The following is a 23,832-nucleotide window of genomic DNA, read 5'->3' as shown; positions in this document are numbered from 1 at the left end:
CCGTGGACTCTCGTCGTTCTCCGCGGGGACTCGATCTCCCCTCGGTACACCCGTCATACCGTTGGACCGTCGAACGTTCGTGAGGGGGGAACAGACGGGGCGGGGAAAGCGGGTTCCGGTAGTGCTGGAATAACAGCTGGTAACGAACGCCAACCGCGGCGGTGCGGACGAGCGAGACGTTACAGACATACTGCTGTGATGGTTCGGGAGAGGCGAGCGTACGGAGACGGAGCGTCCGAGACGAAACTGCCGACGCCGAACATCGCCGACGTTCCGGACTCGAAGTCGGTCGAAGATACCGAAAAACCTTCACGCAGGCTCTGAGATCCGGGTGTTCCGCAGAGAAAAACGCGAGCCGGACCTCCGAACCGTCCGGGGCGGGTCGACGGCCGAACGGGAACTACCGTTCGCCGATTCCGTGTCGTTCGACCGAAACAGACCGTCGATTCGTCCGAAAACGGCCGGCGTGTGGCCTCGAACGGGTTCTCCAGTCGGGAACGGTTCCGTCGGTACGAGCGCTCGGTTCTGGGCCCGACTCCCCGCGGAACGCGGGTTCGGACGCCGACGGCACCTATTCGACGACCACGTCCGTCGCGGTGTCGTCCGTCTCGACTCGTCCTTCGAGGGCGGCGTCGTTCCCCGAGAGCGAGATTCGTCGCGTCTCCGGACCGTACGCCCGCAGGAACGCGCCCTCGGTGTCGGGGGCGCGGCACCCGTGGACGCGCGTCGTCCCCACGTCCGTCACCGTCACGACCGAACCGCGCCCCTCGCCGCGGAACCGCAGTCCGTCGAGTTCGACCGACTCGACTTCCTCGAAGGCCATCGCGGGACTCTCGGGCGTTCGTATCTCGACGTTCCGGAACGAGACGTCGCCCAGCGACTTGCAGAAGAACGTGTGCGACGCGTCGTAGTTCTCCGCCATCGCGGGGGAGACGTCCGTGGCGTCCAACGGTCGCGTGGCGTCTATCCGCACGTCCGAGAACGATATCCCCTCGAACGAGCGTTCGGGGAGGCCCGCGAAGAACCCGGCGTACGACACGTTACGGGCGGTCACGTTCGAGAAGTGGACGTTCCTGACCGTCGGCGTCCCGTCGTCGACGGGCACCGGGTCGCTGTCGATGTCCGTGAAGTAGTAGCCGTTGACGACGAACGGGCACGCGACGCGCCGCATGACGATGTTGTCGAATCGGAGGTCCTCCACGACGCCTCCGCGGCCGCGTTGCGTCTTGATCCGCACGCCGCGGTCGGTGCCGGTGAAGGTGCAGTTGCTGACCGTCACGTCGCGCACGTCGCCGGACATCTCGCTTCCGACGACGACGCCGCCGTGGCCCGCCTCGACGGTGCAGTTGGTGACGGTTATCTGCGCGGCCGGGCGGCCGACCGTTCGCCCCTCCTCGTTCTTCCCCGACTTGATGCAGATGGCGTCGTCGCCGGCGTTGATGTACGTGTCGCTGATTCGGACGAAGCGCGAGGAGTCGATGTCGATGCCGTCGCCGTTCGGCGCCCCTTCGGGGTTCTCGACGTTCACGTCGTGTAGCGTGACGTTCTCGGAGTAGACGACGTGGGTGTTCCAGAACGGGGAGTTACGGAGCGTGACGCCCGAGACGGTGACGTTCTCCGACTCAGAAATCTGAAACAGCGGCGGTCGGAGGGTGAAGCTACTCACGTCGTCCCGCTTGTCGTTTCGCGCCTCGAACTCGGCCAGTCGCTCCGTGAGTCCGTCGGGGTACTCCGACTCCGGCGTGTCGTAGAACTCCCACCAGTAGTCGCCCTGTCCGTCGATGGTCCCGCGGCCCGTGACCGCGACGTTCTCGGCGCCCGCGACGAACAGACAAGGGTGGAAGCCGACCTGGTTCCACCCCTCCCACCGGCTCTCGACGGTCGGAAACGCCGAGTAGTCCCGGACGAACCGGAGCGTCGCGCCCGCGTCGAGGTGGAGCGTCGTGTCGTCGCCGACTCGTAGCGGTGCCGTGCGGTACGTTCCGGGCGGGACGCGCACCGTCCCGCCGGTTTCGGCGCAGTCGTCCAGTGCGTCCTGTATCGCCTCAGTGTCGAGTTCCGCGCCGTCGCCCGCGGCGCCGTACTCCCGGACGTCGAACGTGAACGTGTCTGACTCGGACATCAATCGATGGTTTCGGAGTGCGGACATAAACGTTACGTCGGGAAAAGAGCGGAGAACCGCCGGACCGCGCGCGGCGAACGCCGTCTCGGTTACACCGGCAGTTCGTCGAGTTCGACGCGGCGGCGTTCGTCCCACGACCGGTGGCTCGCCTCGGTGAGTTGGACCCCCCTCGCTCCGCTTCGGAAGTCCCACGGGAACGGTTCGTCGGCGACGACGTGGCGGATGAACTCCGCCCACTGCCGCTTGAACGCGTTCTCGAACTCGCCGTTGTCGGGTACTCGTTCCCAGTCGTCGGTGAAGTCGTGTTCCGTCGGCGTGTCGGGGTTCCACTCGGGCTTCGGCGTGTTCGCCCGGTGTTGGGTCTTACACTCGCGAAGTCCGGCGACGGCGCTTCCCTCCGTCCCGTCGACCTGAATTTCGAGCAGGTCGTCGCGGTTGACCCGCACCGTCCACGAGGAGTTTATCTGCGCGACGATATCGCCTTCGAGTTCGAGGATGGCGTAGGCCGCGTCCTCGGCCGTCGCCTCGTACTCGTTACCCTGTTCGTCCACGCGGCGGGGGATGTGCGTCTTCCCGAGGCAGGTGACCGATTCGACCCGCCCGAAGAGGTTCTCCAGCACGTAGCTCCAGTGGGAGAACATGTCGTCGATGATTCCGCCGCCGTCCTCCGCGCGGTAGTTCCACGACGGGCGCTGTGCCGGTTGGTCGTGCCCGGTGAACACCCAGTATCCGAAGTCGACGTCCACGGAGAGCACCTCGCCGAAGAACCCCTGATCGAGCAGTCGCCGGAGTTTCTGCAGTCCGGGGAGCCACAGTTTGTCCTGCACGATCCCGTGTTTGACGCCGCTCCGTTCGGCGGCGCGAGCGACCTCCAGCGCGGTGTCTAAGTTCGTTCCGAGCGGTTTCTCGCAGTAGACGTCCTTTCCGGCCTCGATGGCCTTCAGGAGCGCTTCCGGTCGCCGTGGCGTGACCTGCGAGTCGAAGTAAATCTCGTCGTCGCCCTCCAAGCAGGATTCGAGGTCGGGGTCGGCGGTCCAGCGCTCGACACCGTGTTCCTCGCTCAACTCCCGAAGTTTGCGCTCGTTCCGTCCGACGAGCAGCGGATTGGGCATCACCCGCTCTCCGCTCGGTAACTCGACCCCGCCTTCGTCGCGGAGGGCCAATATCGACCGGATGAGGTGTTGGTTCGTTCCCATCCGTCCCGTTACGCCGTTCATGACGATACCTATCTCTCGCATGTTCGTGTCACGTCGTTGCAGTGTGGGGATAAATAGCGTTGGGGTTACGGTAACCGACACCACGCCGGTCTCCGACTCCGCGCTGTTCACCGGCCGTCTCGACGGAAACGCGACGGCGTTACCGTTCGACCGCTTCGGTGTGGGCGGCCAACCACTCGCCGAAGCCGTCGCTCGGAACGTCCAGTTCGCGTGTCACCGGACCGAACGACGGGTAGCCGCCGACTTCGTCCTCCCGGTCGATGACTTCGCCCTCCTTGGCTTTCGTCTGCCGGACGATGGACTCGTCGTAGGAGACGCGTTGGCCGGGACGGGCGCTGGCGGCGTTCAGAACGTTGCCGAACGTCCCCTTCGGCGCGTCGAACCCCGACGGCAGGACGGGCGGTTCGTCGGCGACGACGAGTCGTTCGTCCGGGCTCTCGGAGAGCATCTCGACGGACCCCTGCGTCACGTTCTCCTCCAAGTACACGAGCGCCTTCAGGACGTCGTCCTCCTGATTGAGACCGACGACCGGGTCGTCGAGGGGGGTGTTGTCGCCCGGCCGGTAGACGTTGCGGACGAGACTGACCTGCGTCGGGTACTCCTCGCCCGCGTTGGACTCGGCGTCGTCGCCCAGTCGAACGGCCGTGTCGTAGTTGTACACGACGTTGTTCGCGACGATGCTCCGAGTGCCGCCTTTCAGACGCGGGTTCCGGTCGTTGTTGTGGGCGTAGAGGTTTCCGAGGATGGCCATCCCCTCGGTGTCGTGGCCGACGAGGCTTCCGTTCGAGTGTTCGTCGCCGTCCGGGTGGAGAGTCGGCGCCGCGAGGCCGTGGGCGACGAGATTGTTGCTGAAGGTGATATCCGAGGCGGTGTCGCCGCAGGAGAGGTTCTCGTCCGTCCCCCACGTGGCGGTGCAGTGGTCCACGATGACGTTCTTCGCCTCGTCGGCGATGGTTATCGAGTCGGCGGCGTCTCCCTCACCGCTCGCACCCGGGGCCGTCTGCGTCCCGGCCCGCGACCTGATGTGCTGGACGACGATATTCTCGCCGTCGATTTCCATGGTTCCCTTTATCAGCGTGATTCCCGGACCCGGCGCGGTCTGCCCCGCGACGAACATGTTGCTCGCTTCGGGGTCGAGTTCCCCGTTCGCCTCCGAGAGGTCGATGACGCCGCCGACTTCGAAGACGACGACGCGCCCGTCGCCGTCGACGTCGCGTTCCATCGCATGCTTGAACGACCCCTCGCCGGTGGCGTCGAGGTTCGTCACTTTCACCACCGACAGGTCGGTCCCGGCGGTCCAGTCCGTGTCGGCGAACCCGTCTACCGGATTCACCGCCGAACCGGGCGACTCCGCGCCGAGGGGTTCGTCGGGCGTTACGACCGTCTGATTCGAGGCGGCGGCCGCGGTACCGGAAAGCGCCGACCCTACGACGATGCCGCCCGTCAGTGCGAGTGCGCTTCGTCGACTGATAGTTCGCTCTGCGCTATCGCTCTCTGTACCGTGCCGTGTGCTGTCTTCCGACATGCAGCGGAAAATACACGCCATCGCTACATATACATAACGATTAATATAACTAAAACAGGTCTAGTGCGGCGAGATATCGAGATGCGAGTAAACGGTTCGGGCTCGCAGGTGGTACGTCGGACTCGACTACTCGGGCATCGGACGAGACGCTCAGAGGTTCCGTTCGACGAACGGCCAGACGCCGGCTCCGTAGAATCGGTGACCGCCCTCGCCGACGAACAGACTGCACTGCTCTTCGGCCCCCGCGCCCCGATAGATTTCGCGGATGCGGTCGAACGCGCGTCTCGTCCCGGCTTCCGGAAAGATGGGGTCGTCGTCGCCCGCGACGACACAGAGGGGTCGCGGTGCGACGAGGCCGGCAACGTCCCCGATTTCGCCGAGTCGCCGAACGCCGGGGACGTAGTTACAGAGACAGTGGTCTATCGGAACGATGGAGTGGTCGAACGAACAGACGGACGCGCAGGGGGCGGCCGGAGAGAGCCGTTCGTCGAGTGCGGCCGAAAACAGCGCGACCATCCCGCCTCCGGAGTGACCGGTGACCGCGATTCGGTCGTCGTCGAGTTCGGGGCGGCGTTCGACGAACTCGACGAGCCTGAGCGCGTCCCAGACTCGCTCTCCGACCAACGACCGCCCGACCAGTTGTGCGGTCTTCTGCCACCGGGTGCACGCCCGTCCCCCGTCCGTCGAACCGCTTCCCTCTTCGCCTTCCTCTCTCCCCCGAGCCAACTCCCCGAACGCGCGCATGTCGGGTGCAAGCGCCGCGAACCCGCGTTCGACCGCCTGCCGCGCGATGTCGCGTCGCTCCTCGGAGACGCGCCGCCGGTCGGCGTCGCTCTCGACGACGCCGGCGGCGAGGTCCTTTCCGCTCTCGGCGTGGCCGTGGAGGGCGAGAACGACGGGGTACGGCGGGTCCGCCGAACTCGGAAGGAGCAGGTGGAACGGCACGCGGAACCCGCGTTCCGTCTCGACGCTCCACGTCTGTCGCTCGTAGTTCTGGCCCGCTCCCGCCTCCACATCCCGCGTCTCCCGTCGTCGCGGGTCGAGGTCCGTCGCCCCGTTGTCGCGTATCACCGGGAATCCGAGGACCTCGCGCAACTCGTCGCGGAACGTCTTCTGCCACGCGGTGAACGTTATCCCGGTCTCGCCGCCGTACGTACACACCTGCGTGGTGCTCTCGGAGACGTGGCCCGTCCACTCGCCGTAGTCGAACTGGTGGTCGACCATCGTTCGGCACGAACGTTGCGAGCCGCCGATAAATCACTGTCGGCGGTAGAAGTACGGTACGACGAGGCGCGTCGGTCGCCTCACTCGAAGATATCGGCGGCCGCGGGGTAGAGTTCGTCGAGGGCGACGCGTTCGTTCCGACGCCCCGACTCGTAGGCGGCCATCGTGACGACCAGCGCTTTGAGTCCGTCGCGGGCGGTGGCCGGCGGAACCTCGCCCGTCTCTATCGCGTCGAGGAACGCGGTGCCCTTGCTCAGTCGGCGGTCGTAGCCGTGGTACGGGCTCTTTTCGGTCCCCTCGGCGTCGATGACGTAGCCGGTTCGGTCGTCCCACTCCCGGCCTTCGAGGTAGACCGCCCCCTCTTCGTCCCAGACGTGGACGTGTTCGCGGGTTCGGGCGACGACGCCGGTGTCGGAGACGTTCGCCACCGCGTCCTCCTCGAACTCGACGGTGGTGGAGGACTGCCGGTCGAACACCTGCTCGTCGTCGTGGAAATCGACGGACGCGTAGACGTGCGTCGGGGAGAGTCCCGTCGTCCACAGAATCGCATCGACGATGTGCGTCCCGACGTTCAGGAGGTGACCGCCGCCGCTCAGGTGGGGGTCCATCCGCCAGCCGTCCATCTCCTCGTAGCACGACCGCCAGTCGTGCGTTATCTCCCCGGTGACGAACCTCGGTTCCCGGTCGCCCAACGCCCACCGCTTCCGGGCGAGTACGTACGCCGGATTCAGATGCCGCTGGTAGCCCACCATCACCGTCCGGTCGCTCGACTCCGACCGCTGCATGACCTCGTACCCGTCCTCGACGCTCGTCGCGAGCGGTTTCTCACAGAGCACGTGCAGGTCGCGGTCGAGTGCGGCCGTCGTCTGCTCGTAGTGGAGTCCGTTGGGCGTCGCTATCGCCACCGCGTCCAACGCCTCCGAGTCGAGCATCTTCTCGTACGATTCGTACCGAGCGGACTCCGGGACGTCGAGTTCGCGTCCGGCGGCCGCGAGACTGTCGCCGTCGACGTCCGAAAGCGCGACGAGGTCCGAGCGGGGCAGTTCGACGAACTGGCGGCCGAGTCTCCGTCCGAGGCTTCCGAGGCCGACGAGTCCGACTGTAACGGGGGAAGATTCAGTCTGGCTCTCCATGGGAACGGTTACTCATACAGAAATCCGACCAATAACTGTTTTGCCGCGCCGAGTCGCTCGCCGCCGATTCTCTCGCTCCGGTTCTCCTCCCACTTTCCGTCGCGGCGTCGCCGTCAGCGACCCGACGCGCCCGAAACCGGCCGACTTCGTCTCCCCCTCCAAAGATTTTATGTTCGAGCACTCGCTGTATCGGATATGCCACTTTCCAAGAGCGGTGTGCGTCAGCACCTGCGTGGCGTCGCTGCCGGACTCCTCACCCCGTTCGATGACGAACTCCTCGTCGAACACCCTAAATTGGAAGCGAACGCGAACGCGCTTTACGACGCCGGAATCCGGACGTTCCTCGCGTCCGCGAACATCAGCGAGTACCACTCGCTCTCTCAGACCGAGCGGGTAGACGTGACGGAGACGGCCGTCGACGCGCTTCCCTCGGACGCCTGCGTCCTCGCCGGCGTCGGCGGGAGCACGCCGGACGCACAGGAGCTTATCCGAGCGTACGACAGAATCGGCGTGGACGCGATGATGGTGATGCCGCCGGACCACACCTACATCCACGAACGCGGACTCATCCGCTACTACGAGAAACTCGACGCCGCGACGGAGACGCCCCTCGTCCCGTACGTCAAGGGGTTCGACCCGTCCGTCTCGTACCTCCGCAACCTCGCGGACGTCGACGGCGTCGTCGGCGTCAAGTACGCCATCGAGGACGCGGTGAAACTCGGCGCGGCGACCAGTTCCTCCCCCGACGACGTGGTGTGGATGAACGGCCTCGCGGAACCGTTCGCCGTCTCGTTTTGGAACGAGGGTATCGAGGGGTTCTCCGCCGGCGTCAGCAACTTCCGGCCGGAGGTCGGACTCGAACTGTACGACGCCCTCGAATCGGGGGAGTGGGAGCGCGCCCGCCGAATCCGCAACATCAGCCTCCCCTATCAGAACTTCCGCGACGAAACCGGGGAGAACAACACCATCGAGGGCGCGATAAGCGTCTCCGCCGTGAAGAAGGGACTCGAACTCGCCGGCCTCCACGGCGGCGACGTTCGCGACCCCATCGAACCGCTCTCGCCCGCGGACGAACGCCGCGCCGAGGAACTCTACGAGCAACTCGACGACGACATCGAACGTGTCATCGCCTGACGCGGAGCGACGAGGGCGACGCCGGAACGACTGCCGCACCCGAACGAGCGCGGAAACTGACCGCCACCCAATGATACCGACCGAGACAGCGGACCGAACTGCACCGACGAGAGCATGTTCGAAGTAGAAGCGACCGTCGACGCGTCGAGCGTACCGTCGTGGGCGCGCCGACAACGGGAGTTGTTCGACCTGATGGCGGACGTCGCAGACCGGTTCGTCGCGGACTACACCGGTCCCGAGTACGAACCGTTCTGGCCGCCGAAGGACCACGTCGGCGTCGACGGCTTCGACGACGTCGTCGAGGGGTTCTACAACTGGCCGTTGCTGTACGCGATGGGCGGCGACGAACGACTCCTCGACCACGCCCGACGCCTGTACGAGGCGGCACTCGAACGCGGCGCGGAGACGAGTACGCCGTTCGGTCACCCGATGGTCGTAGACGAGTTCGAGCAGTGCCGAGACTGGTTCCACATGGGCGAGGGGAACCTCTACACGTACAACATGGGTCTGGCCGCCCCCGACGACGAGACGGTCGTAGACCGGGCCGAACGGTTCGCGGGCCTCTATTTCGAGGAGTCCGATACGAACAACTACGACGGCGAGAAGCGACTCGTTCGCGGCCCGATGAACGGAAGCATGGGCCCCGACTACTGCGATTTCTCCGCGTACGAGCACCACCCGTACGGCGCGGACTATCGGTGGGCGCGACACGGACTTCCGTGGCGGGACCTGGAGTTCGACGAGGCGGCGGACCTTCTGGACCCGGACAACGAGGAGCGACTGTTCGAGGTGTTGAACGACCGGTGCGCGAAGGGGGACATCCCGCTCAACCTCAACGTCACCAGTCTGATGACGAACGCCTACCTCCACACCGGCGACGACAGGTACCGGGAGTGGGTCACGGACTACCTCGCGGCGTGGCGGGAGCGAACGGCGGAGAACGGCGGGATAATCCCCGACAACGTCGGCCGGTCCGGCGAGATAGGCGAGTACACCGACGGGTCGTGGTACGGCGGCTACTACGGGTGGTCGTGGGGCGGGTGGCACTACGTCGGTATCGGCCCCACCGTCGCCGCCGAGAACGCGGTTCTGCTGGAGGGCGACCGGGAGTACCTCGAGTTCCCCCGGTCGCAACTGGACGTCCTCGTGGAGAACGGAATCGAGGTGAGCGAGGACGACGTCCACAGCACGCTCTACATCCCGCACAAGTACGGCGGCGAGGGCGACTACCACTACGCCGCCTCGGGCGTCCTCACGGAGGACGACGGCGAAGTTCTCTGGCGCGACGGCTGGTACGAGTTTCGGCCGCACAGGGACGACCCCTACGCCGTCCACCTCTGGTACATGTCCATGAGCGACGAGGACAGAGCGCGGGTCCGCCGACTCCGCGACTGGGGGAAGCGCGACTGGAAGCGGGTCGACCCCCGTGCCTCCACGAAGCACGGCGACGGCCACGAGTACGCGTGGCTGGCGTACCTCGACGGCGAGTTCCCCGACTACCCCGACCGGATTCTCGAAGCGACCCGCGAACACGTCCACGAGCGACTGGACCTCATGGAGGCGGAAGGGAACGAACCCACGACGGTCGACGAGGACTACCTCCGCGACCGGAACCCCGTCTTCCACAAGGCGTTCCTCCAACTAACGATGGGTGCGCCGCAACCCGTCTACTACGGCGGCCTCGTCATGGCGCAGGTTCGGCACTTCGACGCCCGCAGAGAACGGCCGGGACTCCCCGAGGGCGTCGCCGCACTCGTGGAGGACGTATCGCGGGACGGAGTCGAACTGACCCTCGTCAACGCGGGGGGGACGAACGAGGAGGTGGTCGTACAGGCGGGCGCGTACGGCGAACACCGATTCGCGTCGGTCGAAACCGACTGCGACCGCCGGCGCATCGAAGACGCGGAGAGCGCCCCGAACGCGGGAAGTGCCGACGGATCCGACGAGTCGAACGCGATGCGGGTGTACCTCCCCAGCGGGCGTCGAATCTCCGTGACGGCGGAGTTGGACCGCTTCGCGAACGACCCGAGTTACGCTCCGCCCTGGGACGCCACCCGATAAGAACCGGCGGAGTTTCCGCCCGATAGCCGCCTCGGCGGACGTATCGAACGGTCTCGGAGACCTGTGACTCGTTCGAGGAGGCGACGGCGTTCGTTCCGCACACGGGAACGGAACCCACGCAGACCTGTAGTGAGAGACCCCGTTCGTCCGTTCTGACGCCGACCCGACGGTGGCGAGTCGAGGATCTCCTCCGGAATCGACCCTTCTTCCGGGCCAAAAACGTTCCTCTGTCGGGAACTACGAATCTGCTTTCGTCCCCGCCAGTTGGAAATTTTCTCTCTCTGTGACCGTGACTCGATATCCGTTACGCCGTTAGGACTGTAACGCGCGTTCGACACCTCTTTTCGGGCCGTACCTCCGAGCGTTCGATTCGTCGAGTGAGCGGTCGTTTTTGGCCCGCTCGGTCGCTGAAACGGACGAACGAAGTGAGTTCCCGAGACGGGAACGGAAAAGGAGCGTCGAAACGTCGTCTCCGAACCGGAAAGGCGGCGAGGGGGGCGTTCCGGCACGAAACGAAGCATCTCGAAGCGTTGCTCGAACGCCGGTGCGGGTCGGAGATTCGGCCGACGCTCGGACGGAGAGCGCAGTCGAACGGTCGAGAAGAGCGGAGACGCCGGTTGCCGGCGGCGTCTCTCGGCGCTTACAGGCGGTCCATGTCCTGGAGGATTTCGCGGAGACGGTCGCGTTCCTCCGGGTCGAGAGTCTGGGCGGGCGGACGGACGGTGTCGTGTTCGAAGACGCCCTGCATCTGGAGGGCGGCTTTGATGCGGTTGCGGTTGCGGCCGACGGGTTCTCCGAACAGGAAGTTCGTCAGCGGGAGCATCTCGGAGCGGAGTTCCCTCGCGCGTTCTATGTCGCCTTCCCGGACGGCGCGGAGTTTCTCGACGTGCATGTCGGGGACGAGGTTGGCGTAGGAGATGAGGGCGGTTTCGGCCCCGAGGAGGTAGGAGTGATAGAGGAACACGTCCTCGCCGGTCATGAGGGTGAACTCGTCGCGGTAGGGTTCGAGGGCGCGGACGGTCTCCTCGTAGCGAGTGACGTCGAAGGTGGCGTTCTTGAGGGCGACGACGCCGTCTAGCTTGCAGAGTTCGACGTAGGCGCTGACCGGTTGGGCGATGTCGCCGAAGTTGCCGAACTGGAAGGCGATGAGCGGGATGTCCACGGCGTCGGCGATGTCGCTGTAGTACTCGACGATTATGTCGGGGTCGCCGTGGCTGTAGACGTCGATGGGGACGGGCATGAGGGCGTCGGCGCCGGCCGCTTCGGCCCGCCTCGCCTCTTCGACGGCCATAGCGGTGCTCTCGCCGTGGATGCCCGAGAACACCATCGCGTCCTCGGAGGCCTCCTGATGGATTTCGATGACTCGCTCCTTGTCCTCCGGCGGAGACATCTTACACTCGCCCGAGTGGGCATTCGCGACGGTGGCGACGATACCGTCCGTCGAGGTGAGGTTACGGATGTGCCCGTAGAGGTCGTCTTCCGCGACTTCGAGGTCGGGTGTGAGTGGGGTGACGGTCGCCGGGATGACTCCACCTTTGATCGCATCTTTCACCTGCTTGTAGCTCTCTCGCATGCTTCGGTGGAACGACGCGTAGCACCCACATAATACTTTGGCTCAGAGATACCTTCGTCAGGTCTCGTGGCCTTCGCGACGGTAGCTTGACCTCCAAATCTCACCCACACGGAGAGCATCTTCGGCAAACGTTCTTGTACCGTCGGTCGTATCTTCGAGTATGTCGAAGCAGGCACACATTCGAGTCGAGGACGAATCGGTGTTCCTCTCCGGCGAGGACCGTCGCCTCGACCTCGGGTCGCTTTCGGACTTGTACGACCTCGTCGGCGGCGAGTCGTACACTATCGAGTACGACGAGCGCGCGGCGTCGGCCCCGTGGGTCGAGACGGACGACGACCGGACGTTCACGTTCGAGGTGCGCGAGGCGATAGACGGGCTACCGTTCGGCGGAGGGTACGCCGAACGCGTCGCCGACGCGTCGATGGAACAGACGGAGTCGGGCGTCCCCGAACGGACCGAAGTGTTCGCCGACGTTCTGATGCAGATTTGGGACTCGAAGGGGAATCCGGAGGAGTTGGCCGAGTTCCACGAGTAGCGTTCGGCGTCTCCGCGCGCGCCTCGTCGGTCAGAGATTCCCCTCGATAACGTCGGCTTTATCCGCGGTTCTGTGAGGGGTCTTCGGTCGAAGTAACGTATCTCCCGAGGATGTTTACTCCTCCGTGACGATCGGGCGGCGGTGCTATCTCCACCGCTCCGTCACCTATACGGTGTGGAATGGCCGAGTTTTCGGCGCGTTCCTGCTCGACAATCTACCGCGTGGTCGAGAACTCGAAGAGAAGTCTCTTCTCGCTCTCCGAAGGTATTTGTCGGTCAGGCGGCTATTCCAGAGTACGTATCGATGGTCGATTCCGCTCTCGTCTGGATTTCGATTGTGGCGGTACTGGGTGCCGGTGCAGTCGGTACCTCGGTACTGCACTACGTTCGAGAAGCCGAATTTGATTGTATCAGTTCTGCACTCGGCGCTGCGGCAGTCGGATACGGCGTCGAACTCGGCGTGGCGAACGGCCTTCTCGCTCGGAGTAGACTGTTCGATTCGCTCATGTTCGTCTGCGCCGGAATCGTAGCCGTATGCCTCGTTTTCGCCGTACAGCGGGGAGAGTACTCGTCGTGGTCGAACGGGGGTCAGTGAGGAAAGTGACTGACACGTCCCAATGCACGAAACCTGTCTCGTAAAACAGACGGGGAGTGACGGAAACGCGATGCGTAGCGCGTACGGAGGGGAGATTTAGAGTTCCTTCTTCATTTCGACGACGACGCCGGTCACGCCCGTCGATTCGTGACTCGAAAACTCGTGCGCGTACTCCCTGATTCGTTCGTAGCCGCAGTTCTCGTAGAACGGTACCGCGTTGAGGGACGCCGAGAGTCCGAGCGTCCGCACGTCCCGCGCTCGCGCTCGTCGTTCGAGTTCCTCGTAGATACGCGTCCCGACGCCGTCCCGGGCGACAGACGGGTGGACGTAGACGCCCGTAACTTCTGCATCTACGTCCGCCTCGTATCCCTCGGGAGGCGCACGTTTCAGAGACCCGAACGCCACGACTTTGCCGTCAGCCTCGGCTACGACGAACTCCGATTTCTCGGACTCGATAGCCGGGGTGTAGTCTGCGGATTCACATCCCTCCGCCCATGCATCGACCTGTTTGTCGCTGTACGCCTCGGTTCCGAGTCCTTCGATAGAATCGGAGTGAGTCGCTCGAACGGCGTCGGCATCGGATGGCCTCGCGTCGCGGATTTCCATGAGAGACGGTTGCTGTGGCGTGAGTATAATGTTCGGGATGCGAGTTCGTGTCGGGCGATTCGGTTCCACCGCGGTCGAGGCTGAATTAGCCGTCCGGTAGGACGTCGAACCGAACAGACCGACCAATCGCTATCGCCTTCCGTGACGCCAATCGCGTAGATTACGCCGGGCAAGCCGCTTAGCGCTAGTACCCGAACATCATCGCAATGGTAGTCGCAGTGTACCCGCGAACGAGACCGGAGCCCGCTTCAAGGACGGCGGCGACTCTGTCAGACGGTCAGAATTTCTAAGGAAGTCGTTTTCGATGGACCGATCGAGCTACGGGATTAGAATGCCCTGCATCAGTGACTATGAGATGATGACCACTTGCTACCGTGAATGATTCCAAACCGTTTCTCTAAGACCGTATTCTCACTCACGAATTGGATGTTGGAATGTAACTTTCTATTTCTTCGATACGGTCTATACACGGATGAGACTCGTGAATTGAGCAGTCCGGGTCCAGATGTACGGTATCGAAGTCAAGCTCGATAGCTGGTTGAATATCTCTTGCGTATGAGTCGCCAGTCACTAGAACATCTCCATCGGAGAACTGTTTGTAGATACTATATTTACTGTGCGAATCCGCATCCTGATATGGGTTGTAGATCGCAGAGACATGTTCGCTAACTCCGATCGTATCTATCATTTCTCGAATATAGGAATGAGGGGCGAGTGAGGTTATAATAATCTCCGATTCTACTCTCGAAAATATCTTGGCAAGAGCCTCGTTCTTTTGTACAAAGTCGGATGGCGTTATCTCGTAAGAGACGTTCTCAAAATAATCATCGATCGTGAGTCCGATAGAGGTGAACCCGTCGTAGGGATGCTGAAATTCGTCGGAGAGATTCTGGTAAAACGACTGGGGTGATCTTTGGTCGAGGTTCGATTGCTCTGCTATCCAGTCTATCGTAAGTTCAGTTCTATAGTCGATGAGTTCCGGACTCTGATACAGTGTACTATCTAAATCGAAAACAAGCGTGTCATACACTTCTTTTCACCAGCGTTACCTGTTCACCCGACTGCTTTATCTATTAATGTTTCGGTGAGTGGTACTGAGATATCCTGACGCTGCTCAAGAAGCAGACAGGGATTCGGTAGACTACCGTCCCGTTTTCCTGTCTGCCAAATGGCGAGCAGCTAGTCTCTTCTGAGTCTTGCTGTTCAGTAGGTCTCACTCGAAAATACGCGATCTCCGAAGACGTGTCTCTCCACTCTTGAATTTGATATAGCGAAATACGGTATATTAGTACCGGACGAGACGGAAGAATAGCGATTTCACCGAGTAGATGGGACGTATCCACGAAATCGCATTCCGAACAATCCACTTTGGCTTAATGAAGTAAGCCCAAGTGGGATTGGGCGGGTCGACGCTGTACCGGTATCCGTATGTCGTCACCTCCGAGAATCTCCGGGTTCGACCGGGAAAGCGGCGAGACAGCATCTCTACGGGACGTACAGGCGTCCACGAACCGGTGTTCCGCAGCACCGACGGTCCTGAAGGCGAGGTTCTACTTCGAGAGCACCGAGTATCTCGCCGCTGGGGAACGGTGATTCGCGGGCCTCATGGCATAGATTTTTTCCCCTCCGCGTGAAAGGTCGGATACCGATCCGATGTCACCAGACCCTGCATCAACAGCTGAACGTGTTGCATCGCATCTCCGCTCGCTTGACGTCGACGGGCAGTCGTGGATCACCGGCGTCTCCATCAACGGGTTGCTCGCAGAGGGAAGCGAGGAATCCGTTCGCGCGGCCAAATCGCTCGTCGATAGAGCGGTCGCGACACAGGACGACGACGGCCAACTCGGCTACGGTCCGAGCTACCCCATCGAAGTGTTCAGCCACGGCCGAGAGTACGAGGCGAGTTGGGAGTTGACCGTCAAGAAGTGCATGAACACGAACAACACCACCGCTATCGGACACGGCGTCCTCGACTTCTACGAACGGACGGGCGACGACCGGTATCTCGACGCGGCCGCCCGCGAGTACGAGTCGCTCCGCTCGTTCGACCGAACCGAAGACGGGGGAATCCCGCACCACGACCCCGAGGTTGCGGGCATCAAGTCGCTGTGGATCGACTCGGTGTACATGATGTGTCCGTTCTTCAGTCGATACGGCGCGGCGGCGGACGACGAGGACGCCTACGACGAGGCGGTCGAGCAGTTACTGGTCCACGCCGACCACCTCCGCGACCCTCGAACCGGACTGTTCCGCCACATCTGGGTCGAGACGCCCGACCACTACCCGCAGGGGACGTTCTGGGCGCGCGGGAACGGGTGGGCGGCCGCCGCGGCCGTCGACGTCCTCGAACGCCTGCCCGACGCTCACCCTCGCCGAGACGAACTCGTCGACCTGTTCGCGGACCACTGCGAGACGCTGCTCCCACTGCAGGACGGGAGCGGGTTCTGGCACAACCTCGTCGACGACACCGACACGCCGTTGGAGTCGTCCGGCACGCTGATGTTCGCGTACGCGTTCGCCCGCGGTATCGAACAGGGGATTCTCGACGAGTCGGAGTACCGCCAGCCCGCGGCGGACGCCCTCGAAGCGGTCACCCGCGTCGTCGACGACGAAGGGGCGGTGAGGCGAATCGCGGGGCCGCCCGGCGGACCGGAGGCACCCCTGACGGTGACGCCGTACGGACAGGGCTGGTATCTCATGGCCGCGTCGGCCCTCGACTGAGCGACCGCACGTCCGTCTGAAGCGGATTTTTAACGGGGCGCGTGGAAGAGAGCGTGTGATACGCAACCGAGACGCCCTCGCGAGTAGTCGCGACCACGAACTCGCGCTCGACTGCATCGAAGCCGCTATCGACGCGGCGGCACCGGAGGCGGCCGTCCGGTCGAACGTCGGACTCGACGGGGACGTACTCACCGTCCGCGGCACCGACTACGACCTCGCCCGGTACGACGAGGTTCTCCTCGTCGGCGGCGGGAAGGCGGCCGGCGGCGTCGCCCGGACGCTCGAGTCGATGCTCGGAGACCGACTCTCCGACGGACTCGTCGTCACGAAACAACCGGTCGAGGCGGAGACGGTCCGCTCCGCTGTCGGAGACCATCCCCTCCCCTCGGAGCGCAACGTGGCGGCGACCGCTGACCTGCTGGAACTCGTCGACGCGGCCGACGAGCGAACGCTCGTACTGTCCGTGCTGACCGGCGGGGCGAGCGCGCTTCTCACGGCCCCCGCGGGCGAACTCGCGGTGTCGGACCTCCGAGAGACGACGGAGCGACTGCTCGAAGGCGGCGTCCCCATCGGCGAGATCAACGCCGTCAGAAAGCACCTCTCGACGAGCAAGGGGGGACAACTGGCAAGCCGGGCGTCGCCCGCGACGGTCGTCGGACTCCTCCTCTCGGACGTGGTCGGCGACGACCCCTCCGTGATCGGAAGCGGTCCGACGGTCCCCGACGAGACGACGTTCGACGACGCTCTCGCGGTCTTCGAGCGGTACGATATCGACCCGCCGGCGGCCGTTCGGGGCTACCTCGCTTCCGGCGCGGACGGGGACGCCGCCGAGACGCCGTTCGCGGACGACCCGGCGTTCGACGCCGTCGAGAACCACGTCGTCGGAGGCAACGCCACCGCCTTGGACGCCGCGCGGTCGGTCGCCGCCGACGCTGGCTACGAACCGTTGCTTCTCTCCTCGCGTCTGCGGGGCGAGGCGCGCGAGGCGGCGAAGACGCTAGTCGCCGTCGGCGAGGAGTGCGCGGCGACGGGAAATCCGGTCGAACCGCCGGCGGTCCTCCTCGGCGGCGGCGAGTGCACCGTCAGCGTCGCGGGCGAGGGGGGACGCGGCGGGCCGAACCAGGAACTCGTCCTCTCGGCGGCGCTCGAACTCGACGAACCGCACGTCGTCGCCGCCGTCGACACCGACGGCGAGGACGGAAGTTCGGACGTCGCGGGTGCGGTCGCCGACGACTCGACGGCGACGGACGCCGAGGACGCGCGGGCGCACCTCGCGGCGAACGACGCCGGGACGTACCTCTCCGACGCCGGTGCGACGATTCGCACGGGGCCGACCGGTACGAACGTCAACGACGTCGTCGTGGTCGTCGTCCCCGAGTGAGTTCCGTCGCCACTCGCTCACGACCGTATCGGTCAGCGTGCCGATGCCCTCGATTTCGGCTTCCGACTCGACTGACGAGGGGACGGACGCGTGCGCGTGGCGCTCACGGACAGGTTTATGTCGAAACATTTCGAATATTTCGCCATGAGCTCCGACAGCGGTGAGAGTCCGGCGAACCATCTCTCTGTTCCGGAGGACGTCATCCTCGAAGCGTGCGGACATCCGGAGTTACCCGAGATGGGAGTCATCGAACAGGTGTGGGAGACGGATCCGATCCCGCCCGGCGAGGTGGGCGAACGCGCCGCGGACGCCGTCGAATCGCTCTCCTTTGCCGGCGTCCCCGACGGCGGCACGGTGGCGCTCGGCGTCGGGAGTCGCGGCATCCACAACCTCCCCGACATCGTCGCGGGCGTCGTCGCCGCCGTCTCCGATGCGGGCTACGAACCGTTCGTCTTCCCGGCGATGGGAAGCCACGGCGGCGCGACCGGCGAGGGGCAACGGGAGATGCTGAACGAACTCGGCGTGACCGAGGAGCGAATCGGTTGCGAGATTCGGTCGAGCATGGACGTCGTCGAAGTCGGGCGGACGCCCGACCGCGACGTGCCGGTCGTCGCCGACGCCAACGCCGTCGAGGCCGACGCCATCGTCCCGATCAACCGCGTGAAGCCGCACACGGACTTCGACGGCTCCGTCGAGAGCGGTCTCTCGAAGATGCTCGTCATCGGGATGGGCAAACAGCGCGGCGCACAGATCGCCCACAAGTGGGCCGTCGACTGGAGTTTCCGGAACATGATCCCGGAGATAACGGAGCAGTTGTTGGCGGAACTCCCCGTCGTCGGCGGCGTCGCCATCGTCGAGGACCAACACGACGAGACGACGCTCGTCGAGGGGGTGCCGCCGAGCGGCTTCCTCGACCGGGAGCGGGAACTGCTGGAACTCGCGTACGACCTCATGCCGAAACTCCCGTTCGACGAACTCGACTTGGTGGTGTTCGACCGCCAGGGCAAGGAGATAAGCGGGCAGGGTATGGACACGAACGTCATCGGCAGGCGGCCGTTCTCCATCAACGAACCCGCCCCGGAGAAACCTGACATAAAGCGCATCTACACGCGCGCGTTGACGGAGAAGACCCACGGCAACGCGATGGGGATGGGTTCCGCCGACGTCGTCCACGAGGACATCGCCGCCGACCTGGAGGCGACGACGACGCTCATCAACGCGCTCACCGCCAGCACCATCCGCGGCGTGAAACTCCCGCCGGTCGTCGAGTCGGACCGCGCGGGGATGGTCGCCGCGCTTTCGACCATCGGCGTCGTCGACCCCGACACTGTGCGCGTGATCCGCGCCGCCGACACGATGCACCTGCACCGCATGTACGCCTCGACCGCGCTCGTCGAGGAGGCTCGTTCGCGCGACGACCTGCGCGTCGTCGAGGAACCCGAACCGATCGCGTTCGAGGACGGGCAGTTCGCCGCCCCGTCGCTCCGCGAATAACCGCTCTCCTCTCGGGTCACTCTCCGGGCGCACCGCCCGTCCCGAGTGGGGTCCCGGCGTCGCATTCTCGCGTCCGGTTCTATTCTCGCGGGAGTGCGTCGTTCCGTACGGAGACCGCACGTACGACGCGGACCGAGGCGGTGAGACGGCCCCCATTCAAAGATTTATTACGACTGGTACTGTTAGGTCAATCACGGCAATCCGAAAAAGCCGGTGGTGGACCGTTTCAGTAGCTGTGAATGCTGTATCCGGCTGCTACAGCGACATCCGCGACCGGTGACGGAGGTAGCTACAGCTATGACATATCGAGCAGGCGTCATCGGTACGGGCGGTATCGCAGGGATGGGTATCCTCGGCATGCACGACGAGGAGGCCATCGGAAAAGAGAAAATCGACGCGAGCCACGCCGGCGGGTACGCGAGCACCGACGAGATAGAACTCGTCGCCGTCGCGGACGTCGACGAGGAGAACCTCGCGACGTTCGGCGAGGCGTGGGACATCCCCACGGAGCGCCAGTATCTCGGCCACGAGTCGATGCTCGCGGAGGAGGACCTCGACGTGGTCTCCATCTGTACGCCGTCGTTTCTCCACCACGAACACGCGATAGACGCCGCGCGGTCGGCCGCCGCGCCCGACGTCATCTGGTGTGAGAAGCCCATCGCCTCGCAGGTCAGCGCCGCGGAGGAGATGGTGGCGGCCTGCGAGGAGACCGACACCGAACTGGTCGTCAACCACTCGTTCCGGTTCACCGACAAACTCCAGCGGCTTCACAACCTCATCCACGAGGAGAACCTGCTCGGCGAGGTCAAATCCGTGAGCACCCAGTACCGCATGGAACTGATGCGCAACTCGACGCACGTGCTCGATACGCTCGTCTACCTGTTAGACGCGCGCGCGGAACGGGTGAGCGGCTACATCACGGGCGAGAACGAGGCCCTCGACGCCTTAGACGTCGACGAGGAGGTCGTCGACGCCGGGGGCGGCGGGCACATCGTCATGGACGACGGGTCGTTCGTCACCGTCGACTGCACCATCCCCCGCGACATCTCGTCGATGACGTTCAACTTCATCGGGACCGAGGGGAAACTGTACATGAACAACGACGACGGCGAGTGGCGCTACTGGGCCTTAGAGGACGGCGAGCACGTCGAGCGACCGCTTCCCGGTGTCGACGGCGCGTGGACGTGGGAGGACGACTACAAGCGCTCGTTCGCGAACGCGGCGAGACACGTCGAGGACCTCCTGAACGGCGAGGCCGAGAACTACTCGCCGGGTGTCGACGCCGCTCGCTCGCTCGAAATCATCGTCGGGTTCTACCTCTCGCACTACACCTCTTCGACCATCGACGTTCCGCTGGCCAAACCGCTCCGCGAGATTTCGATCACGTCGTGGTGACCTCGTCGGCGTCCGCGCCGCGACGGTGAGGGCGGCCGGTCACCTGCTTCGATTCGATTCTACTTCTTCACTCGGTCACTCGTCCAGCCACGGCGCGCCCTCGCGCTCGACGAAGCGCTCGGACTGATCCAGGTCGTCTATCCGTTCGATCTCGTCGTCGTCGAGGTCGAGGTCGAGCGCGCCGAAGTTGTCGCGGATGTGTTCCTCGCTCGACGCCTTCGGGATGGCGCGGACGTTCTCCTTCGAGAGGAGCCACGCGAGAGACACCTGCGCCGGACTGGCGTCGTGCGCCTCGGCGATGTCGACGATCTCGTCGATGTCGAACACGTTACCGCGGGCCAGCGGCGAGTACGCGACGTGGTAGTAGTCGTGCTCTTTCGCGTGCGCCCGGAGTTCCTCCTGCGGGAGGAGCGGATGCGTCTCGGCCTGGTGGGCGAAAAGCGGCGCGTCGAGGTGGTCGACGGCCTCCTCGATCAGTTCGACGCTGAAGTTGCTGACGCCGACGTGGTCGATGAGGCCGCGGTCGACGAGTTCGTCGAACCCCGCCATCGTCTCGGCCGCGTCGTAGTTGCCGACCGGCCAGTGGACGTACAGCAAGTCGAGGTAGTCGAGGCCGAGACGGTCGAGGCTGACCTCCAGACCCTCGATGACCTCGTCGTGCGCGAGGCCGAACTTCTCGGCGTGGACCTTCGTCGCGACGAACACGTCGTCGCGGTCCACGTCGGCCGCGGCGATACCTTCGCCGACGGCCTCCTCGTTGCCGTAGTACTGCGCGGTGTCGATGTGACGGTACCCCATCTCGAGCGCGGTTCGGACGCTCTCGGCACAGGCGTCCGGGTCGGTGTTCTGCCACGTTCCGAGCCCTATCGCTGGTAAGTCGGCCATACCAAACGAGTCCTCTGGAGTCGGCATATTTCTTTGGGTCTCCGTCGGACCGGCCGCGCCGCTACCGCACGCCGCGACCGCTCACACCTCCTCGAACAGCCAGATCTGGTTCGCGCGCCCCTCCCAATCGCCTTCGACGACGTTAGCGCCGTCGTCGGTCGAACCGTCCTCGACCTGCAGTCGGCCGTCGTCGGTCTTGATCTGGTGGCCGTTCTCGTAGCGTTCGAGCGTGAACGACTGCCCGGTGCCCTGTCGGGCGTCCCCGTTCGAGACGGTGAGCCCCCGTCCGCTGTGTTCGGCCGCGATACCGGAGGCGTAGACCCGCCAGCCGGTATCCTCGCGGTCGCTGACGCTTACCTTCCATCTCTGGTGGGGTTCGTCGTTCCAGGTCCCCTGCTGTACGTTCGCGCCCATCGATTCGGCTCCGTCGGCGACCTCCATCACCTTCCCGCTGTGCGCCGCGACGATGCGGTAGGTCCCCGACTCGACGTCCGGGACGGACTCCTCCCAGATCTCATCTCTGTCGAACTCGCGGTCGGTCGTCCCTTGCGGCCGGTCGACGACGTACTCGAGCGTCACCGACTCGCCGGGGTCGGTCCGCCAGTCGAACACCAGATCCCACTGCGATCCGGTCCACTCGAACCACTCTTCCCAGGCGAACGCGGCGTCGGGTCCGTCCAGGGGTTGAGCGCGGACGGAGAGCGACGACGCCCGATGCGTCGTCACCCCCTCGACGCGCCCGGCGGGCGACGCGCCGGGGTCGAGCGTCACGGTCCCCGAGGCGAGGCCGCCGCCGACGTTTCTGTCGACGATAGTCGTCTCGGAGGCGACCTCGATCAGTTCCTCCGTCCCGCCGCCGCGGACGTCGTTGTCGAGGAACCGGTTGTGCAGGCACGCCCCTCGCTCTCTGATGGCGTGCGTCTGACTCCGCTCCTCTTCGGGGCGTTCGTCGACGATGCGGAGGTTGCCGAGCGAGATGGACTCGTTTATCTCCGAGGTGGTCCCCTGGAGACCGATCGACCAGATGTTGACGCCGGCGCCGTCGACGTTTTTGATGACGCCCCCGAGGATGTTGACGTTCCGCACGTCCACCAGCAGTATCCCCGCCTTCCGGCCGCCGTTGACGTGGACCTCGCCGACGGTCACGTCGCGCGTCCCCGTGATTATCGATACGCCGCGGACGCCGCCCCGACTGACGACGCGCCCGCAGGTGACGTTCCGACACCCGTTCGCCAACCGGAAGGTGGCGTAGTCGAACGTCGGGTTCTTCCCGATGACCTGTCCGACCGTCGCGTCGAACGTCTCGTTGAGGAGTAGGACCGAACTCCCCGGGTCGACGCCGACGACCTGTCCGATCTGGATTCGCGTGACGTCGTACGTCTCGATGCCGTGGTGACCCGTCTCGGCGACGTACGCGGTGTCTATCTGTACGTCCTCCGTCCCGCCCTGGATGCGAACGCCCTGCACCGTGACGCCCTCTATCCAGAGGTGACCGAGGCGGACCCGCGAGCAGTCGTCCACGAACACCGCTCTGCTCGCGGGCCCCTTCACCGTCAGCCGCGGAATCTCGACGTTCTCGGCGCCGACCGCGGAGAACAGGTCGTCGGTCTCGCCTTCGACCGTGATTTCGCCGGCCACGTCGACGGTCGTGTGGCTCGGCAGGTCGACGCCGGTGACCTCGTCCGTCGCGTCGACCACGCCGCCCGACGCGACGAGGACTCGCTCGGCCGTCTCCCGGTCGTCGCTCAGACTGTCCACCGCGGCCTGCACCGCGGCCATCAGTTCCTCCTCGGTGGCGACGGTTCCGTCCGGCCCGTCGGCCTGATAGACGCCCTCGGAGTCCCGCCAGACGACGACGTCCGCCTCACGTGCGCTGGTGTAGAGGTGGTCGGGGTCCGCGCTGCGGAGATTCGTCAGCCGGTTGCCGTCGGCGTCGACGTCGCCCTCCCACGTTCGCCAGGGTTGGTTCGCGTTCCCGCCGCCCTGCGCTTCCTGCCGTGCGAGCGCCGGTTCGCTCCCGACCGCACCGAACCCGGCCACCCCGAGCGCAGCCATCATCGCTCGGCGACCGAGTCGAAGTCCGTCCGATTCGATACCCGCCTCTTCGCGTCCGTCGGATTCTATCTCTCTCGTCATAGTATACTGAGGCGTGATAACACGCCACAATTATCTATCACGTTGCCGCGAATTATAAGTTAGGAACTGTCGACGGAACTGAACGAATTCGTCGCG

17 protein-coding genes are annotated in these 23,832 nt (G+C 64.7%); 7 read left to right on the top strand and 10 right to left on the bottom strand.

What is annotated here, in order from left to right:
- Positions 1-571: 571 nt before the first annotated feature.
- From BLS11_RS16995 to BLS11_RS16975, 5 genes are all read right to left on the bottom strand, one after another.
- Complete coding sequence (locus BLS11_RS16995; protein WP_092538991.1) at positions 572-2,122, bottom strand: glycoside hydrolase family 28 protein; 1,551 nt, start codon at positions 2,120-2,122, stop codon at positions 572-574.
- 89 nt (positions 2,123-2,211) lie between these two features.
- Positions 2,212-3,360: a Gfo/Idh/MocA family protein gene (locus tag BLS11_RS16990; RefSeq protein WP_092538990.1), complete on the bottom strand. Its 1,149-nt coding sequence runs from the start codon at positions 3,358-3,360 to the stop codon at positions 2,212-2,214.
- A 118-nt stretch (positions 3,361-3,478) separates the two neighbouring features.
- Entirely contained in the window at positions 3,479-4,864 is a 1,386-nt protein-coding gene (locus tag BLS11_RS16985; RefSeq protein ID WP_092538989.1) for a hypothetical protein, read from the bottom strand.
- 150 nt (positions 4,865-5,014) lie between these two features.
- Positions 5,015-6,088, bottom strand: coding sequence for an alpha/beta hydrolase family protein (locus BLS11_RS16980; RefSeq protein ID WP_092538988.1), 1,074 nt, complete (start codon positions 6,086-6,088; stop codon positions 5,015-5,017).
- An 80-nt stretch (positions 6,089-6,168) separates the two neighbouring features.
- Complete coding sequence (locus BLS11_RS16975) at positions 6,169-7,221, bottom strand: Gfo/Idh/MocA family protein (RefSeq protein WP_092538987.1); 1,053 nt, start codon at positions 7,219-7,221, stop codon at positions 6,169-6,171.
- A gap of 195 nt (positions 7,222-7,416) precedes the next feature.
- Between BLS11_RS16975 and BLS11_RS16970 the strand changes: the two genes are divergently transcribed.
- Both BLS11_RS16970 and BLS11_RS16965 read left to right on the top strand, forming a co-directional pair.
- A complete protein-coding gene (locus tag BLS11_RS16970; RefSeq protein WP_092538986.1) occupies positions 7,417-8,355 on the top strand; it encodes a dihydrodipicolinate synthase family protein in 939 nt (312 codons plus the stop codon).
- Positions 8,356-8,469: 114 nt separating this feature from the next.
- Entirely contained in the window at positions 8,470-10,416 is a 1,947-nt protein-coding gene (locus BLS11_RS16965; protein WP_092538985.1) for a DUF8034 domain-containing protein, read from the top strand.
- Positions 10,417-11,056: 640 nt separating this feature from the next.
- Here the strand turns inward: BLS11_RS16965 and BLS11_RS16960 are convergent.
- Entirely contained in the window at positions 11,057-11,989 is a 933-nt protein-coding gene (locus tag BLS11_RS16960) for a dihydrodipicolinate synthase family protein (RefSeq protein ID WP_092538984.1), read from the bottom strand.
- Positions 11,990-12,149: 160 nt separating this feature from the next.
- Between BLS11_RS16960 and BLS11_RS16955 the strand changes: the two genes are divergently transcribed.
- Positions 12,150-12,524, top strand: coding sequence for a hypothetical protein (locus BLS11_RS16955; RefSeq protein WP_092538983.1), 375 nt, complete (start codon positions 12,150-12,152; stop codon positions 12,522-12,524).
- Positions 12,525-13,214: 690 nt separating this feature from the next.
- Here BLS11_RS16955 and BLS11_RS16945 read toward each other — a convergent pair.
- On the bottom strand, positions 13,215-13,724 hold the full coding sequence (locus BLS11_RS16945) for a GNAT family N-acetyltransferase (RefSeq protein WP_092538981.1): 510 nt from the start codon (positions 13,722-13,724) through the stop codon (positions 13,215-13,217).
- A 415-nt stretch (positions 13,725-14,139) separates the two neighbouring features.
- Positions 14,140-14,754, bottom strand: coding sequence for an HAD family hydrolase (locus BLS11_RS19135; RefSeq protein WP_139172818.1), 615 nt, complete (start codon positions 14,752-14,754; stop codon positions 14,140-14,142).
- A 623-nt stretch (positions 14,755-15,377) separates the two neighbouring features.
- On the opposite strand from BLS11_RS19135, the gene BLS11_RS16940 reads away from it, so the two are divergent.
- The 4 genes from BLS11_RS16940 to BLS11_RS16925 all read left to right on the top strand — a co-directional run bounded on the left by BLS11_RS16940 (position 15,378) and on the right by BLS11_RS16925 (position 20,715).
- Entirely contained in the window at positions 15,378-16,445 is a 1,068-nt protein-coding gene (locus BLS11_RS16940) for a glycoside hydrolase family 88 protein (protein WP_092538980.1), read from the top strand.
- Positions 16,446-16,500: 55 nt separating this feature from the next.
- A complete protein-coding gene (locus BLS11_RS16935; RefSeq protein WP_092538979.1) occupies positions 16,501-17,826 on the top strand; it encodes a glycerate kinase type-2 family protein in 1,326 nt (441 codons plus the stop codon).
- A gap of 144 nt (positions 17,827-17,970) precedes the next feature.
- The gene (locus BLS11_RS16930; RefSeq protein ID WP_092538978.1) at positions 17,971-19,320 is read left to right on the top strand and encodes a nickel pincer cofactor-dependent isomerase, group 22; all 1,350 of its coding nucleotides are present in this window, start codon (positions 17,971-17,973) and stop codon (positions 19,318-19,320) included.
- Between the two features lie 297 nt (positions 19,321-19,617).
- Entirely contained in the window at positions 19,618-20,715 is a 1,098-nt protein-coding gene (locus BLS11_RS16925) for a Gfo/Idh/MocA family protein (RefSeq protein WP_092538977.1), read from the top strand.
- 75 nt (positions 20,716-20,790) lie between these two features.
- Here BLS11_RS16925 and BLS11_RS16920 read toward each other — a convergent pair whose 3' ends face one another.
- Together BLS11_RS16920 and BLS11_RS16915 are read right to left on the bottom strand one after the other, a co-directional pair.
- On the bottom strand, positions 20,791-21,600 hold the full coding sequence (locus BLS11_RS16920; protein ID WP_092538976.1) for an aldo/keto reductase: 810 nt from the start codon (positions 21,598-21,600) through the stop codon (positions 20,791-20,793).
- A gap of 81 nt (positions 21,601-21,681) precedes the next feature.
- Positions 21,682-23,736, bottom strand: a complete 2,055-nt coding sequence (locus tag BLS11_RS16915) for an RICIN domain-containing protein (RefSeq protein ID WP_092538975.1) — start codon at positions 23,734-23,736, stop codon at positions 21,682-21,684.
- Positions 23,737-23,832 lie beyond the last annotated feature (96 nt).

This window comes from Halopelagius longus (genome assembly GCF_900100875.1).
Classification (GTDB): Archaea; Halobacteriota; Halobacteria; order Halobacteriales; family Haloferacaceae; genus Halopelagius; species Halopelagius longus.
The sequence above is the reverse complement of the archived record's forward strand: the minus strand, read 5'-3'. Positions and strand labels throughout refer to the sequence as shown.